Origin of the sequence: Tenacibaculum xiamenense (assembly GCF_964513065.1) — a bacterium.
Lineage (GTDB): Bacteria > Bacteroidota > Bacteroidia > Flavobacteriales > Flavobacteriaceae > Polaribacter > Polaribacter xiamenense.
Genome location: NZ_CAZEQU010000033.1, coordinates 281,048 through 298,356 on the forward strand (window position 1 = coordinate 281,048; position 17,309 = coordinate 298,356).

Sequence of the window (17,309 nt, forward strand, 5' to 3'; positions counted from 1 at the left end):
CTTTTTATAAATTAACAAGACTGTATGGTTGGTGTATGGGTACTATAATTTTATACACCCTAAAATTAAAATACATTTGAGAAGCTTTAATCTTTATGTATGCAAACAATCCATTTACAGACTTTTAAGTTATTCTTTATTTCTTTTTTGATAGGTACTATTTTTTCAAGCAATGCTCAAACTGTGAATGTTGGGAGTGGAAGTTACACCACTACTTTTCCTGGTGCTGATTCGGCTGGAAGAAACGGTTTTCCTTCAGGAACGCCACAGGTAACGAGTGATGAATTGGGTAAACCAGTTCCTACAAACGATTGGTGGTCTCGATTGATTAAAGAAAATCATGCCGATAATTTGTTTAATTATCCGATGACAATGAAAACCAAGGAGCAAGGATTAATTGTAACCTACATTCCATGGGGACCAATAGGGGATTCGTCACCTATTGAAGTTGGACTTTCTGGATTGAATGCCTCCATGGCAAAAGTTTCTGGTTATTCAGACTGGACGGTTACCATGAATTGGAATGATACTTCTCATGATCTGAAAGCAACATCAGGTATAGGAATGCCTTTCATCTACTTTGAAAAAGGCAATGACGATATTGTAGAAATCAAAATTAATGCTGGTGATATCACAATTTCAAATGAAATGATAACCGTAAAAGATGCCGCTTCAGGCGCTGATTTTGTGATTTATGGTCCAACAGGAAGTATATGGAATCAATCAGGAGGTGTTTATACTTCTAATTTAAATGGAAAAAATTATTGGTCTTTAGCCATGTTACCTCAAAGTACAAGTAATGTTAGTACGATTGCCCAAGAGTACAAAAAATATGCTTATGTATTTCCCAGTAATACAACAACAATTTGGAACTACGATGAGTCTAATGCTAAAATGACTACTACATTTACTGTAGCTACTGATATTAAAGAAGGAAGTCATACCAACGTATTAATGGGATTACTTCCACACCAATGGAACAATTTAGCATCTAATTCTGCTGCACCCAATGAGCATACGTACACAACTGTAAGAGGAGACTTAAAAACATTGAATGGCAATAGTTTTATCGTAGAAAATACGTTTAATGGTATATTACCTACGTTACCCAATTTAGCTCATTACAGCGCAGATTTTAACCCTGCTTCTCTTGACACCAAAATATCATTAATTGAAAATGATCAATTGGCAACATGGACTGATTCTTATAATGAAGGGCAAGTAATGAATCGTTTAATTCAAACGGCTAGAATTGCAGATCAAATGGGAAATACAGCAGCAAGAGACACGATGTTGGCAACTGTAAAAGAACGTCTTCAAGATTGGTTAGCTTATGAATCTGGTGAAGTGGCTTTCTTGTATTATTATAGCAATGATTGGTCAGCCTTACTAGGATATCCAGCTGGGCATGGGCAAGATAACAATATCAATGATCATCATTTTCATTGGGGATATTTTATTCATGCTGCCGCATTTATCGAACAGTTTGAGCCAGGCTGGGCAAGTCAATGGGGAGAAATGATCAATTTATTGGTACGAGATGCCGCAACTCAGGATCGTAACGATCCTCTTTTTCCATTTTTAAGAAACTTCAGTCCTTATGCTGGTCATAGTTGGGCGAATGGTTTTGCCTCGTTCCCTCATGGAAATGATCAAGAATCTACTTCTGAAAGTATGCAATTTGCGTCGTCTTTAATTCATTGGGGAGCTGTTACCAATAATACTGCTATTCGCGATTTAGGAATATATATTTATACCACGGAACAAACGGCTATTGAAGAATATTGGTTAGATATTTACAATCGTAACTTTTCAGCAACGCATCCTTATAGTTTGGTATCTCGTGTTTGGGGAAATTCATATGACAATGGTACTTTCTGGACACAAGATATAGCTGCGAGTTATGGAATTGAACTATATCCAATGCATGGTGGTTCTTTATATTTAGGGCATCATCAAACATATGCTGAATCGTTATGGACAGAAATGGCTTCCAATACGGGTATTTTAAGCAATCAAGAGAATCCCAATTTATGGCATGATACTTATTGGAAATTTCTTGCTCTAACGGATGCTCAGGCTGCCATTGATCTTTATGATTCTTATCCAGATAGAGAGTTGAAATTTGGTATTTCTGATGCTCACACTTATCATTGGTTACATACGATGAATAGTTTAGGAAATCCTGACACCTCAATAACCGCGAACCATCCATTAGCGGTGGCTTTTGATAATAACGGAGAAACTATTTACACAGCTCATAACTATACAAATAACGATACTACAGTCACTTTTTCAGATGGTTATGTGCTTACAGTTCCCGCAAATACTTTGGCTACGAGCAAAGATATTAGCGTTTCTGGAGAGTTATCAATCGATTCTTCTGAGGTTAATGAAAATGATGACATACTTCTCAGTGTGGCAACTGTAGGTTCTGGAATAACGAAAGTAGCCTTTTATAATGACGACACCTTATTGAGTGAAGACAGTTCAGTTCCATACAATTACAATCTTGAAAATATCAGCTTAGGAATCCATAAATTCTATGCAAAGGTTTATGTAGGAGACGACGCTGTTGTAACAAATATTATTACGGTAACAGTAGGTGATCAGTTACCTTACTTGGGAGCTGCAAGCCAAATTCCTGGAGTTATCGAAGTAGGTAATTATGATTATTTCGAAGGCGGAAACGGTCAGAACATCGCTTATTTTGATTCGTCGTTAGACAATCAAGGAGATTTTAGACCTAATGAATATGTGGATGCCTTAGTGGTTGCTGCAGAAGGTAAAACGGTAGGCTGGATTTCTTCTGGTGAATGGCTTGAGTATACTGTGAATGTAGAAACCACAGGTTGTTATGATTTAGATATTCGATATGCATCAGGAAATAATAATGGGGGAGGTCCTATTTACTTTGAAATAGATGGTGAAAAAGTTAGTCAAGATATTTCTTTTCCCTCTACAGGAACTTGGGAAAACTGGAACACAAAATCTACCAGTAATGTCAACTTAACCCAAGGGGAACATGTCCTAAGATTAGTGGCAACTGAGGGGGAAATTAATTTGGGAAAATTATCATTTAGTTATAATGATACTGAATGTGCAGAGCCTGGAGTAAATACAGGTTTACCTTTTGATTTTGAAACAAGTCCAGTAACGAGCGATTTTGTTAATTTCGATGGTGGAACAGGAACCGTAGAAGCCGTTGTTTCTCCCCAGAGTGAAGGAAATACAAGTAATAATTTAGCGAAAATAGTGAGGGATGGTGGCCAAACATGGGCTGGCGCTTATGTTAACTTGAACGATTTTTTGAATTTCAGCAGCAACCGCTTTATTACCTTAAAAGTTTGGACCGATGCTCCTGTGGGTACTCCTATGCAAGTTAAACTTGAACAGCAAAACGGAGGATCTACCTTTGAATTACTTACAAATACTACTTCGACGGGACAATGGGAAACTCTAAGTTGGGATTTTGGTTCATTGGGAGTGAGTTCTTATGATAGACTGGTTTTTATGTTTGATTTCGGATCTGTGGGTGATGGTTCCGAGAATTCTACCTTTTATTTTGATGATGTTCAACAAACGGCAACTTTATCAACTTCAGAGGTGATTACCTCTCCAATAAGCATCTTTCCAAATCCAGTTGATAATAGGCTTTATATAGATTCTTCTTCAATAACTTTATCAAATATTGAAATCTATTCGCTCCTTGGTAAAAAGCTCCTAGAAGTATCTGATATTCCAAATTCAATAGATATCCAAGAATTGTCTTCAGGAATGTATATCCTTAAGCTTTATGATGGAAATAAAAGTGTGACTAAAAAAATTATTAAAAAATAGGAATTTTCTATTCGAACAATCGTTTCAAATTATTTTTATACACCTTACCAATGGGAATCACAAAATCATGAATAAGGATTCGATTCCCTTCAATTTCATTGATATGCTTTTTTGCCACAATAAACGATTTATGGACTTGAAAAAAGGCATCCTCAGGGAGTAAACTCATAATATCTGATATTTTCTCTCTTACCTGAATCTCTTTGTCTGAAGTCACTACTTTTATATAATTGCCCGTAGCTTCTACAAACAATATATCTTGGTATTTTACCTGAACATGCTTTTTATTTGAACGCAAAAACAAGCTTTCTTCTTCCTTTTTAATATTAGAAACCGTACTTACTTCTTTAACACTAACATCAACTTTATTAACTGCTTTGATAAAGCGCTCAAAACTAAAAGGCTTTAATAGATAATCGACAATATTTAATTCATAACCTTCTAAAGCATATTCTTGATAGGCGGTAGTTACAATTACTTTCGGTGCCTTTTGAAGTGTTTTTAAAAACTCGAATCCCTTTAATTTAGGCATGTTTAAATCCAAAAAGATTAAATCTACTTCATTAGTTTTCAAACATTCCATTGCTTCAATGGCATCGTAGCAATGCTGTACAAATGTTAAATTTGGTAATACATCACAATACCCTTTTATAATTTCATGAGCAATGTGTTCATCATCAACAATTATATATTTTATCATATGTTTAGGGTAAGTTTTGCAGTATAAATATCTTCTTGAATAGCATTGGTAAACTCATGTCTATTAGGATAAGCCAAAGCCAATCGTTTTGTTAAATTATCTAAACCAATTCCTTTTTCTTTCTTTTCATCAACATCAAAATTGTTTTCAATTTTTAAACTCACCTGAGTTTCATCCGAAGTAATAAAAATATTGACAAAAGCATTGTTTCTTAGTACTTCAACACCATGTTTAAATGCATTTTCAACTAAAATAATAAAAAGTAAAGGAATAATTTTCAGGTTTTCGTCCTGTACGTTAACATCTAAGTTTATAGAAATGTTTTTGTGATAGCGCATTTTATGAAGTTCAATATAATTATGCACAAAATCAATTTCTTGTTGTAGCGTAACGTATTCTTTTTGTCCCTCGTAAATACTATAGCGCATCATATCAGACAACTTTAAAATAAGTTGCTTCGCCTTGTCGCTATCTTTATCTACCAAACCATATAAGTTATTGAGCATATTGAAGAAAAAATGTGGATTTACCTGCGATTGTAAATGCATTAATTCTGTTTTTGCTTTCTCATTTTTTAAATTAATTAGGAATCTGATATTCACAAACAGCCAATGAAATACTACAATACAAACTGTTATAAAATAGAGTAGTAGAAACTCTATAAATCCCTCTGCTTTTCCAAAAAAGTCATTAAAAAGGACAATAATCACGCCCATAACTCCTAAAAGGATTCGGAAATTCCGAAGAGTAAACAGTCTATTTTTGTTTAGAAATTTCAAATTCATAAGCCAATATTACTTAAATAAAAACGCGTGAACAAATCAATTGACAAACGCTTTTAAAGTGGTTATAAACCTATCAAAAACTGTGATAAACATACTTCATTGTTCTAAAAACTCTTTAGATCACGTTTTCAAACGAATACATCCCACATTCTTTATAAAAAACAAGTTCAATTATAGGTTTGCCAATAACAATCACAAAGAACCTTAATATGAAGTTAGTTATAGATAATTTGAGTAAAACCTATGAAAACGGAGTAAAAGCACTTCAAAATGTGTCCTTAGAAATACCAAAAGGCATGTTCGGACTATTAGGTCCCAATGGAGCAGGAAAATCTACTCTAATGCGCACAATTGCTACGCTACAAGAAGCAGATAGCGGAGCCGTAACACTTGGAGATTTAAATGTGCAAACTGATAAAAATGCCATCAGACAACTACTAGGATATTTACCACAACAATTTGGAGTGTACCCTAAAATGTCGGCGGAAGTTTTACTTCATCATTTTGGTGTTTTAAAAGGAATTACAAAGAAAAACGAACGTAAAGAAATGGTAGATTATCTTTTGCATAAAACCAACTTATATGCCGTTAGAAAACAAAATTTGGGTGGTTTTTCAGGAGGAATGAAACAACGCTTTGGAATAGCACAAGCTTTATTAAACAATCCAAAGTTACTTATTGTAGATGAACCCACTGCTGGTTTAGATCCTAAAGAACGTAATCGTTTTTACAATTTGCTCAGTGAAATTTCAGAAAACACCATTGTTATTTTTTCAACTCATATTGTCGATGATATCAAGGAACTATGCAACAACATGGCCATTATTAATCGGGGAGAAGTGATTTTAAAAGGGAATCCTTTAAAACTAATTGATCAATTGAATGGTAAAATTTATCAAAAGGCCATTCAAAGAAGCGATTTGGATGCTTATAAAAAGCAATACACTGTTATTAACGACAAACTTTTCCTTGGGAAACCCATTATCCATGTTTTGAGTGATGTGCCCTTAAACGAAGGATTTACACCCATTGAGGCAGGATTAGAAGATGTGTACTTCTCTCAAATTAATCATTAAAACAACTTAACATTAAAACCTTAACCTTTTCCGATGTCACATCGAGTGATTATGCTAACATAAAGGAAGCATAATAGTATTGATATGTTGTTGATAAGCTTTAATCAAAGATCTTAAAATCGAGAAGGTTAACCTAATCTATTTATTATGTGGTACGAAATATTCAAATTTGAACTCAACTATAGAATCAGACGTCCTGAGACCTATTTATTTTTCATCTTTCTGCTGTTATTTTCAATTGTTGGTGATGTGTTTATTTTTCAAGGAATTGAAATGGGACTTATGAAATGGAATGCTCCACTTGTAATTGCCAAAACTATGGGAGCAATTACAGGTATTTTTATGATTATGGTATCCATGATTATGGGAGTTCCTGTACTTAGAGATTATCAATACCAAACAGAGGCTCTCATGTTTGTTAATCCAATATCGAAACGAGATTATCTTCTCGGACGATTTTTAGGTTCTTTTAGCATTCTACTGTTCATTTTTAGTGGTTTATTTCTAGGAATGATGATCGGTTCTCAAATGCCTTGGCATACTCAAGACAACATGTTAGTTTTTAATGCCTTTACTTATATTCAGTCGTTTGTAGTCGTAGTATTGCCTTCATTATTTTTTGGAGCCTGTGTATTCTTTGTTACTGGAATGCTTAGTAGAAAGTTGTTGGTTGTATACACGCAGGGAATTGTATTATTTGTTGTTTTTTTACTTACCAAAGCCATTACCAATGAATATTGGCAAGGAATTTTTGATCCATTTTCGTTAACTACTTTAACACAGTACACCAAAGATTGGTCTGTAAACCAATTAAACGCAACAGGAATTGCTTTTAACGGTATTCTTTTACATAACAAACTGTTTTGGATGGTACTAGGATGCTTGGTGCTTCTATTCGGTTATTATAGATTTTCTTTAAGTATGCTTACTAAAAAAGTAAAAAGAAAGTCAAAAACATCCGAAACTATTATAAGCCACGATTTAAAAAACCTTGTACTTCCAAATCTCTCGATTAATAATAGCTTAAAAGCAAAGTGGAATCAACTTTTTGAACTTTCGAAATTCTATACATTTTCGTTGCTAAAAGAAACCTCTTTCTGGGGAATTATCATCTGCGGAATTATCATTATTGTAATTAATTCGGTGAATTTGGGAACCGTTTACGGAGTCGATAGCTACCCTGCAACTCACTTTATTATTGCAGAACTACAAGAAATGTCCATGTATTTCTTCATTATTATTTTGTTATTCTATTCTGGAGAGATTATGTGGAAGGAACGAGTTATCAATCAATATGGCTTGAATGATGCTACGCCTATTCATAACTTGATCAATTTAGCCAGTAAGTTCATTGCTATGAACGCTATTTACATCGTACTTATGATAAGTTTGATTGTTACCGGAATCATATTTCAAATATCTAGCGGTTATTATAAACTGGAGTTGGATGTCTATTTTACAGGATTCTTCATAGAAATACTTCCATTTCTAACGCTTTATTCATTTGCGGCATTCTTCTTTCAGAGTCTTAGTAAAAACAAGTTTATAGGCATCTTTTTAACCTTATTCTTTTTAATTGGCATTGGAGCTATAGAAGTATTGGGATTGAATCATAGCCTTTATAAGTTTGGAGGAAATCCTCTAGGTATTTATTCTGAAATGAATGGTTATGGACACTTTTTAAAGCCTTATTTATGGATTAAAAGCTATTGGTTTGTATTTGGAGTTTTTCTTTTGATTATAAGTGCTCTAATGATGCAAAGAGGACAGGAGCGAAGCTTCTGGAAACGATTAACTACTATAAAAGACCAAATAACCAAACCAGTGCGACAACTTAGTTTGGTTACCATTGGACTTTTTATAATCATTGGAGCTTATATATTCTACAATACCAATATTTTAAATGTCAACTGGAGCAACGATCAAGAATTGAACTTTCGAGCGAGTTATGAACGAACGCTTAAACCTTTGGAATACTTTCCTCAACCTAAAATAACCGATGTTAATTTGAATATTGAACTCTATCCCGAAACAAGGAGTTATGAAATACAAGGGACTTATATTTTAGAAAACACCACCGATAAACCAATTAGCGAAATCCACATTCAAAAGTTAATTGCGTCTCATGTTTATTTAAAAGAAGTGATTTTTGAAGGAGGTTCAATTGCAAACTCAAAATACCAAGAATTCGATTATACCGTTTATACTTTATCAAAGCCTTTATTGCCTGAAAAGACTTTAAAAATGAATTTTAAACAAGAATATAAACCCTTAGGTTTTGAAGATAATAATTCGAGTGTTCAATTTGTAAATAATGGAACTTTTTTCAACAATGGAATCCTTCCAAGCCTTGGTTATAACAGGAAATACGAGATAAGCAATGGTGAAGATCGCAAAGACTTAAATTTACCTATAAGATATTATAAAGCTAAAATTGATAACTCAAAGGAATTAATTAATGCGCGCTCTGGAGGTGACTCTGATGGAATTCACTTAGACGTTGTTATTGGCACTGATAAAGATCAAACAGCAGTTACAGCAGGTAAATTAATTAACAAATGGACGAAAAATAATCGTAATTACTTTCATTATAAAACCAACCAACGCATTATTAATTTCTATGGAATTGTTTCAGCAGAATACAATATATTGAAAGAACAGTGGATTCATACAAATCAAGACACAAAACCAGTAGATCTAGAAATATACTATCATCGTGCACATAAGTATAATTTGAACAGAATGATGAAGGGTATGAAAGCTTCATTAAGCTATTTCAATACACATTTTAGTCCTTATCAATATGAGCAGCTACGAATAATGGAGTTTCCACGTTATATGGAATTTGCGCAATCATTTCCTAATACCATTCCTTTTTCAGAGGCTCTTGGTTTTGTATTGGATATTAATGACGAAACTGACGTTGATATGGCATTTTATATTACCGCCCATGAAGTAGCGCATCAATGGTTTGGAATGCAAATTGAAGCCGCCAATGTACAAGGGAAAAACTTTGTTTTAGAAACCTTGGCACAATACGGAGCTATTATGGCTCTAAAAGAGGACTATTCCGAAGCCAAAGTTTTACAATTCTTAGCCTTACAGAAGGAAGATTATGATAAAAAAAGAAAAAAGGCTATCTCTGAACCTTCTTTGACTTTAGTAGAAAATCAAGATTTTGTGTATTATAACAAAGGCGCTATCGCCATGTATAAACTACAAAAAATGATAGGAGAGAAGCAGGTAAATTTGGCTATAAAACGATTTATTAACGATTGGCATAGTTACAAAGGAACCATTAAAATGCAAACTGATAAGTATGCAACCTCCAAAGATTTACTAGGCTACTTCAAAGAAATTACTCCTGATCATCTGCACAATGTTATTCATGATTTGTTTGAAACGACAAATATGGATGTATTGGAGATGATTGAATAAATTTTCAATAAATTATGTATTACTGCTCCATTTTAGTTTGAATGGAGCTTTTTTATTTGCTTGTAAAATTTCACCAATTTAAGGTTTACCTGAAAGCTCTCTGTTAAATGACTACTAATTTTGATTCCAATATTAAGAATAATCTAGAAAGCACATAATTCATCAAATTTATGCGCTTGATTTAAGAACCTAAAAAACTACAAATCATGAAAATTGAAGCTATTAAACCAGGACCAAAACCTAAAAAGCAAGATGGTACTCTAGACAAAAGAAGAAGAGATAATAAGAATACTCCAGGAAATAAACCTTCTTTAAAACCAAGTAAATCAACAAAGAAGTAAGTGTTTTTTAAATAGTGTGGAGTATAATTAATAAAGATAACTGAGCTTATCATTTATTACCCCAAAGAATACATTTTTATGTCTTCTTTGGGGTTTTCCCTATTTGTTTTAAATAATTCGGTAAATGGTAAAAACAACCAATTTTTTAGGTATCTAGCCATTTTTTAAAATTACTAGTTCGTTCTCTCGAAACAATTATTTGCTCTTCTTGATTCGGTTTTAATTTTATTAATAGTCTACTATTAAAATAAGAATGAATTTCTTCTACAGCACAAACAGAAATCATATACTTTCTATTTATCCTAAAAAAATTGATAGGGTTTAATATAGCTTCTAATTGCTCCAAAGTATATTCAATAGGAAATCTTTTACCTTTTTTATTTAGTAAGAATATAACTCCATCATCTGCCATAAAATAGGCAATATCTTCAACATTAAAAGTATTGAACTGATTACCAACCTTAACCATAAACCTTCGTTTGTACTCTTTTTTAAACAAATGTCTTATAGCTTCAATATCGGTAGGTCTGTCATTTCTTTTTTCTATTGTTTTTGTGTATTTATTTAGTGCTTTTTGAAGTTCATTTTTATCTATTGGCTTTAATAAATAATCAAGGCCATTGTATTTAAACCCTCTAATAGCATATTCATTATAGGCCGTAGTAAAAATTATTGGTGGATGATTTTCTAATCTATCAATAATATCAAAACCATAACCATCATTTAACTGAATATCTAAAAATATAAGATCTGGTAATTCATTATTTTCAAACCACTGATGACCACTTTCTACAGATGAAATTTGTTCTAATATTTCGCTTTCAGGGGCTAATTCCTCTATTAGATTTCTTAAACGTCTCGACGCAATATCCTCATCTTCTATAATGATAGCTTTCATATTATTAATTTTTTAAGGTTGTTTCTGTAGATTCATTTCAGAAAGTAAAGGCATACTTACTTTGAAAGTACGAGTATTATTTTCTATAATAACTTGTTCTTGGGTATAAAAAGCATATCTTTTTTTTATATTTTTAAGCCCAAGCTGTGTTGATTCCTGAGAATCTATTCTTCTTTTAATATTGTTTGTAATTAGTATTCGATTATTATCAATGGAAACATCAATAATAATAGGGTTTTCTTTAGAATAGTAATTATGTTTTAAAGCATTTTCTACCAACATTTGTATTGACAAGGTGGGTATCAACTTTGAAAAGTATGTTTTACTGATATTCGTGTGTATAAGTATAGCTCCATTATGTCGTACTTTCATCATGAAAATAAAAGAATCTAGAAACTGAATCTCTTTATCTAAGGTCACTAAACTTTTTTCTGTATTATCTAGAATATACCGATAGCAAGAAGCTAATCTACTAACAAAATCAGAAGCTAAATCTCTGTCTTCATAAATTAAAGAAGTCAATGTATTTAAGCTGTTAAAAAGAAAATGCGGGCTTATTTGACTTTTAAGAGATGTATATTTAGAGTTCATCATCTCCTTTTTTAGAGCCAACATAGAGATCTCTAGTTTTTTTTTGTCACTGGACATCCAAAAAAACTGGTTAAATATTGAAAAAACAAGCGTTATTCCAAAGGCTCTAAACATATCAATTTTAAAAACCCTCCATGGATCTTCTATTTCAATATTACATGTTGTTTCTAATTCGAAAGCACCTAAATAATAGATCGCAGCTGACAAACAAATGACCACTAAAGAAGTTTTTGTTAATATTTTAAGATGCATAAATATCTCATTGGTACTTTTTGTCTTTTTCGCTTTCCGAATCAAGTAGTCGTTTGTTTCCCATGAAGCCATAAACAATATAAAAGCAGATAAGTAATAAAATCCCTTTGTACCATTGACTATACCATCATTTCCAGTAAAAGTGTCATCAATAAATAGTAAAACAACGAGAAATACAATATTAATCACTAGAAACTGTAAACCTAACTTCTTTAAATAAGCTTTAGACATTGTACTTTCATTTTTTTGCTGGCGTCAAATATAAATCAAATAGTAAATAATATGTAGCTATAAACCTTCAGTTGTTATTATTTCCTTTCAACTGTCGAAATCTTTAGTTCAATCCAATTCTGCCATAAAAGAGCTCTTTTTCTTTGTTTACATCGTAACTCTACAGTTTAAAACATTAAATCCACAGTTCACAATAATGACTTTTATAATCCGATCGAAGCTTTAGAGATTTGAGCAACAAATAAAAGTAAATATGAAAGTAATTAAGTTTTTAACATTTATGATATGCTCTATATCGTTTGCTCAAACTGGGACTATTAAAGGGCGAGTTTTAGATAAACAATCTGAAATTTCGTTATTAGGAGTTGCAGTAGAACTCATTGACACGTCAACCAAAATTGGAACTATGACAGATGAAAACGGTTATTTTATTTTGGAAAATGTTCCTTTAGGTAGGCAAGCTGTACGAATTAGTTATTTAGGATATGATACCGTTACCATTCCTAACATTGTTGTTACAGCTGGTAAAAATGCGTTTATAAATGCAAGCCTTTTAGAATCATTTGCTCAATTAGATGAAGTTGTACTAGTATCTAAACCAAACAAAAAACAAGCAGTCAATAAGTTGGCGACTGTTTCTGCAAGACAAATTAGTTTAGAAGAGGTAAATAGATTCTCTGGAGGTAGGAGTGATGTAGGAAGGCTAGCCGCAAATTTTGCAGGAGTGTCGGCTCCTGATGACAGTAGAAATGATATTGTTATTCGTGGTAACTCTCCAACTGGTTTATTATGGAGACTTGAAGGAGTACCAATACCCAGCCCAAATCATTTCTCTACGGCTGGTACAACAGGAAGTCCAGTCTCGGCATTAAATACAAACATGTTAAAAAATTCTGATTTTATAACTTCAGCTTTTCCCGCTGAATATGGGAATGCCATTGGAGGGGTTTTAGATTTAGGCTTTAGAAAAGGAAATATTGACACTTATGAATTTACAGCACAAATAGGCGCTTTTACGGGTGTTGAAGCCATGGCTGAAGGTCCATTAGGTAAAAAACAAGGTTCTTTTTTAGTAGCTGCAAGATATTCTTTAACAGGGCTTTTAGGTGTAGGAGGAACAGGAGGAACATCAGCAATTCCTAATTATAGTGATGTCTCTTTTAATGTAGATTTTGGGTCTGGTAAATTTGGGAACTTATCTTTATTTGGAATCATAGGAAATTCCGATATCGATTTTTTAGGTGATGATATTGACGCAACTGACCTGTTTGCCGCAGAAGATGAAGATGCATTTAATACCTCTGGCTTTAGTGTGATTGGACTAAAGCATAAAATCACTACAGGAAATAAAAGTTATTTACAATCTACTTTTACTTTCTCTTCATCTTCAAATATTTATGAAGCGGATCGTTATATTAATAAAGGGACAGATCAAGAACGTATTATCAGATTTACGGAAGTAGATAATTCAGAAAACCGATTTACCTTCTCATCCTTATTCAATTCGAAGTTAAGCAAAAAAGCAACGATAAGAGTAGGGATGTTAGTGGAGTCTTTTAATGTAAAATCATTTCTTAAAGACAGAGATAAGCAGGCAGACAACGACAATGATGGCGATCCAGATTTCTTTACTTTTAGAGATATTGACGACAACTTTATTCTTTTTCAGCCGTATGTGCAAGGTCAATATAGACTAACAGATAAAATTACTTTTAATGCTGGTTTACATTCTCAATATAGTTCTTTAAATGAGCAATTTGTTATAGAACCTCGTGCCTCTATTAATTACAAAATTGCCCGTAAACATGCCATTAACTTTGGTTATGGAATACATCATCAAAATGTTGCGTTGCCCTTATTATTTTTAAACGAATCTGTAAATGGATCTTTGGTTCAAACTAATAAGGACCTAGATTTCACAAGAAGTGAGCATTATGTTTTGGGATATGATTTAAATATTGGAAGGAATTGGAGAGCCAAAATTGAAGCTTATAGACAAGATATTACTAAAGCCGCAGTTGACAACTTCCCATCTAGTTACTCTTCTTTAACGGAAGGTGCTGATTTTAGTTTTAATAACAATCGTGTTTCTTTAGTAAATGAAGGAACTGGGTTTAATCACGGTTTAGAGTTAACCGTAGAAAAATTCTTTAGTAATAATTATTATGGACTCTTAACCACTTCAATTTTTGAGAGTAAGTATACAGGAAGTGATGGCGTTGAAAGGAATACACCTTTTAATAATGGTTATGTGTTTAATCTTTTAACTGGTAAAGAATTTAAAATAGGTAAAGAAAAAACAAATCTATTTTTTGTTGATACTAGAATTACACTAGCAGGTGGTCGTTATTACACACCTATAGACCTTTTAGCATCGAAAACAGCTGGTTATGAAGTATTGCAAGAAGATCTAGCATATAGTCAACAATATGATGATTATTTAAGATGGGATTTTAAGTTTGGTATTAAATTAAATAGTAAAACAAAAAAACGTTCACATCAGTTTTATGTGGATTTGCAGAATGTCTTAGACACTAAAAATATCTTTACTAAACGCTATAATAGATTAACAAATAATATAGATCAAGTTGATCAAATAGGTTTTTTCCCTGATGTAGGTTATAAATTTCAATTCTAATAATTTATTTTGATGGTGTTGCCTATATAACTTAGATATTGTGTATATTTTGTTAATTTAATCGGGTATATGGGCCCCATCATTTTAAACAGAACTAAAAGATAATTATCCAAATAGATGAATTGAATTTTTACCCCAAAGAATGCATTTTTACGTATTCTTTAGGGCTTATTCCTACTTTCTTTTTGAATACTCTGGTAAAATACTGTGGATATTCAAAGCCCAATCGATATGCTGTTTCTGATATGGAAAGATTCGGATTTAATAATAAGCTTTTAGCTTCTTCAACCAAGAATAAATTAATCTGATCTATGGCAGTTTTTCCTGTTTCTGCCTTAATCGTATCACTCATATATCGATGACTCACATTTAATTGTGTTGCCATCCAGTCAACCGTTGGAATGCCTTCTTCGGCAAATAAGTTCTGTTCGAAATAGGTGTTTAAAATCTCTTTAAACTTTGTAATTAAGACTTTATTATCATCGGTTCTGTTTAAAAATTGCCTTTTATAAAATCGATCGGAATACTTTAATAATGTTTCCAGCTGAGAAATAATGATTTCCTTACTAAATTCATCTTGATTATTATGATATTCTGCCTTAATATTCTTAAAAATATCTTTGATTATCTGTTCTTCCTTTGGTGATACATGCAATGCTTCGTTTACATGATAATTAAAGAAATTGTATGATTTTATCTTTTCATGAATGGCTAAATTTCGAATATAATCTTTGTGAAAAGCAATATGATAACTTTCTGAACTCACAACAATATCTTTAAAAGTAAGTGTTTGGTTTGGGGCTGTAAATAACAATGTACCATTACTACAATCGTATTTTGTTCGTCCATAGATAAACTCTCCAGATACAATTTTCTTAAAGCTGATAATATAAAAATCAGTGGTCATGCTTAATGGTTCATCTAAGCATATACTCTTTGACCTAGTGTTATCATTAGTGTCATAATCGGTATGAATAATACTAAAAAGAGGGTTTTCAGGTACTTCTAAATCAAAATGTTCATGAAATTCACTAAGAGTTGTAAACGTTATATTAGGCATGTTTATCTTTTTATTAAGGTAAAATACAGTATTATTTCTACATTAATCAGTTCTCGATACAATTTTCATTTCGTTATCACTCCATAAAAAATCACTAGAACTGACATTTTTTAATGCGCCATTTTACTTTTCCCACCAATCCGTATTTTGAGTTACAGTATCAGAAACGGTAAAAGCTTCCCCAATTTTCGGTGTAATTAAATCTATATTCAATTCCTTTGCTTTTTTTGAAACACGCTCCACAGGATCCGTCCAAGTATGTTGCGCTAATTTAAAGGCTCCCCAATGAATAGGCATTATTTTCTTTGCATTTAAATCCAGCCCAGCTTGTGCTGTTTGCTCAGGAAACATATGTACTTCTGGCCATAACTCGTTGTATTGTCCGCATTCCATCATGGCAAAATCAAAGGATCCGAACTTTTCACCAATCTCCTTAAAATGTGGGGCATAACCACTGTCACCACTAAAGAATACATTCTCAGTTGGAGATTGGATTACCCAAGAACACCAAAGCGTTTTGTCTCTATCAAACAATCTTCTACCAGAAAAATGCTGAGCAGGAGTACTCGTAAAGGTTAAATCATCTAATTCAGCATTTTGCCACCAATCCAATTCCGTAATTCTCTCTTTTGGAATTCCCCATTTCATTAAATGATTACCAAGTCCTAAAGGCGTATAAAAATGACCAACTTTATTTTTAATTTTCTCAATAGAACCATAATCCAGATGATCATAATGATCGTGAGAGATTAAAACTGCATCAATTTTAGGTAGCTTTTCAATGGCAATAGGAATCTCTCTGCTAAAACGTTTTCCTCCCAACCATGGGTGAGGAGCAGGAACATCTCCTAACATTGGATCAATTAGAATATTTTTCCCATTCACTTGTACTAAAAAAGCCGAATGACCAAACCAAATAAAACGTGTAGCACTGTTGTAATCTGCAATATCAACAGAATCAATTTTTTGAATACTTACAGGTTGTTTTGGTGTTGTATTTGGAATACTTTTAAACATACCTCCAATCGCTTTTAGCATATCGCCACCACTCATTTCCAATTTCACATTTCCTAAATTGATAAACTTTCCTTCTTTGTAATTTCTTGACTTTCCAAACTCTTGCAATTGAGTTTCTGTCGCTTTGCCTCCAAATTGAGGACTTAAATTCATAAATAATGCAATCCCCATTACACTTAAACCTACCAATACTAATAATGTTTCCAACATCTTTCTTATAATTTTTCTCACTTTTTTGAGATTTGAACCTTCTTTTTTTGTGTTAAACTTTACTAATCACAAAGTTATATCTAGAGGACAGCTTAAAACTTATACTTTTTGGTAAAAGAGTTATACTTTTCGGAAACGCAATAAAAAGTTTAGACCTATATACTTAATTCGTTTATCATAAAAAGAGTAGGTTCTCCGATACCGTTAAAAACGGAAAAACGTTTTTTGACAT

At 32.5% G+C, this 17,309-nt stretch carries 11 protein-coding genes; 5 read left to right on the forward strand and 6 right to left on the reverse strand.

Annotation, left to right across the window (positions count from 1 at the left end; all coding sequences use genetic code 11):
- Nucleotides 1-99: 99 nt before the first annotated feature.
- A complete protein-coding gene (locus ACKTTV_RS12310; protein WP_408031138.1) occupies nt 100-3,840 on the forward strand; it encodes a glycosyl hydrolase in 3,741 nt (1,246 codons plus the stop codon).
- A 7-nt stretch (nt 3,841-3,847) separates the two neighbouring features.
- Here the strand turns inward: ACKTTV_RS12310 and ACKTTV_RS12315 are convergent, their stop codons facing one another.
- Both ACKTTV_RS12315 and ACKTTV_RS12320 read right to left on the reverse strand, forming a co-directional pair.
- Nucleotides 3,848-4,540 carry a LytR/AlgR family response regulator transcription factor gene (locus ACKTTV_RS12315; protein WP_408031139.1) on the reverse strand — a complete coding sequence of 231 codons (693 nt, stop codon included), beginning with the start codon at nt 4,538-4,540 and terminating at the stop codon, nt 3,848-3,850.
- Nucleotides 4,537-5,088, reverse strand: coding sequence for a sensor histidine kinase (locus tag ACKTTV_RS12320; protein ID WP_408031140.1), 552 nt, complete (start codon nt 5,086-5,088; stop codon nt 4,537-4,539). The genes ACKTTV_RS12315 and ACKTTV_RS12320 overlap by 4 nt, the downstream gene beginning before the upstream one ends.
- A 446-nt stretch (nt 5,089-5,534) precedes the next feature.
- Between ACKTTV_RS12320 and ACKTTV_RS12325 the strand changes: the two genes are divergently transcribed.
- The 3 genes from ACKTTV_RS12325 to ACKTTV_RS12335 all read left to right on the forward strand — a co-directional run bounded on the left by ACKTTV_RS12325 (nt 5,535) and on the right by ACKTTV_RS12335 (nt 10,180).
- The gene (locus ACKTTV_RS12325; protein WP_408031141.1) at nt 5,535-6,401 is read left to right on the forward strand and encodes an ABC transporter ATP-binding protein; all 867 of its coding nucleotides are present in this window, start codon (nt 5,535-5,537) and stop codon (nt 6,399-6,401) included.
- 147 nt (nt 6,402-6,548) lie between these two features.
- Complete coding sequence (locus ACKTTV_RS12330) at nt 6,549-9,839, forward strand: M1 family aminopeptidase (protein ID WP_408031142.1); 3,291 nt, start codon at nt 6,549-6,551, stop codon at nt 9,837-9,839.
- A 206-nt stretch (nt 9,840-10,045) separates the two neighbouring features.
- Complete coding sequence (locus ACKTTV_RS12335; RefSeq protein ID WP_408031143.1) at nt 10,046-10,180, forward strand: hypothetical protein; 135 nt, start codon at nt 10,046-10,048, stop codon at nt 10,178-10,180.
- Nucleotides 10,181-10,325: 145 nt separating this feature from the next.
- Here ACKTTV_RS12335 and ACKTTV_RS12340 read toward each other — a convergent pair whose 3' ends face one another.
- Both ACKTTV_RS12340 and ACKTTV_RS12345 read right to left on the reverse strand, forming a co-directional pair.
- Entirely contained in the window at nt 10,326-11,078 is a 753-nt protein-coding gene (locus ACKTTV_RS12340; RefSeq protein ID WP_408031144.1) for a LytR/AlgR family response regulator transcription factor, read from the reverse strand.
- A gap of 12 nt (nt 11,079-11,090) precedes the next feature.
- Complete coding sequence (locus ACKTTV_RS12345; protein WP_408031145.1) at nt 11,091-12,152, reverse strand: sensor histidine kinase; 1,062 nt, start codon at nt 12,150-12,152, stop codon at nt 11,091-11,093.
- A gap of 253 nt (nt 12,153-12,405) precedes the next feature.
- Here ACKTTV_RS12345 and ACKTTV_RS12350 point away from each other — a divergent pair, with 253 nt between their 5' ends.
- The gene (locus ACKTTV_RS12350) at nt 12,406-14,790 is read left to right on the forward strand and encodes a TonB-dependent receptor (protein WP_408031146.1); all 2,385 of its coding nucleotides are present in this window, start codon (nt 12,406-12,408) and stop codon (nt 14,788-14,790) included.
- Between the two features lie 130 nt (nt 14,791-14,920).
- On the opposite strand, the gene ACKTTV_RS12355 is transcribed toward ACKTTV_RS12350, so the two are convergent.
- Entirely contained in the window at nt 14,921-15,850 is a 930-nt protein-coding gene (locus ACKTTV_RS12355; protein WP_408031147.1) for a helix-turn-helix domain-containing protein, read from the reverse strand.
- A 123-nt stretch (nt 15,851-15,973) separates the two neighbouring features.
- On the reverse strand, nt 15,974-17,098 hold the full coding sequence (locus ACKTTV_RS12360) for an MBL fold metallo-hydrolase (protein ID WP_408031148.1): 1,125 nt from the start codon (nt 17,096-17,098) through the stop codon (nt 15,974-15,976).
- Nucleotides 17,099-17,309 lie beyond the last annotated feature (211 nt).

Bases quoted from the DNA above. Each gene is read 5' to 3' on its own strand.
- ACKTTV_RS12310 (WP_408031138.1), top strand. From the start codon at position 100: ATGCAAACAATCCATTTACAGACTTTTAAGTTATTCTTTATTTCTTTT.
- ACKTTV_RS12315 (WP_408031139.1), bottom strand. From the start codon at position 4,540: ATGATAAAATATATAATTGTTGATGATGAACACATTGCTCATGAAATT.
- ACKTTV_RS12320 (WP_408031140.1), bottom strand. From the start codon at position 5,088: ATGCATTTACAATCGCAGGTAAATCCACATTTTTTCTTCAATATGCTC.
- ACKTTV_RS12325 (WP_408031141.1), top strand. From the start codon at position 5,535: ATGAAGTTAGTTATAGATAATTTGAGTAAAACCTATGAAAACGGAGTA.
- ACKTTV_RS12330 (WP_408031142.1), top strand. From the start codon at position 6,549: ATGTGGTACGAAATATTCAAATTTGAACTCAACTATAGAATCAGACGT.
- ACKTTV_RS12335 (WP_408031143.1), top strand. From the start codon at position 10,046: ATGAAAATTGAAGCTATTAAACCAGGACCAAAACCTAAAAAGCAAGAT.
- ACKTTV_RS12340 (WP_408031144.1), bottom strand. From the start codon at position 11,078: ATGAAAGCTATCATTATAGAAGATGAGGATATTGCGTCGAGACGTTTA.
- ACKTTV_RS12345 (WP_408031145.1), bottom strand. From the start codon at position 12,152: ATGTCTAAAGCTTATTTAAAGAAGTTAGGTTTACAGTTTCTAGTGATT.
- ACKTTV_RS12350 (WP_408031146.1), top strand. From the start codon at position 12,406: ATGAAAGTAATTAAGTTTTTAACATTTATGATATGCTCTATATCGTTT.
- ACKTTV_RS12355 (WP_408031147.1), bottom strand. From the start codon at position 15,850: ATGCCTAATATAACGTTTACAACTCTTAGTGAATTTCATGAACATTTT.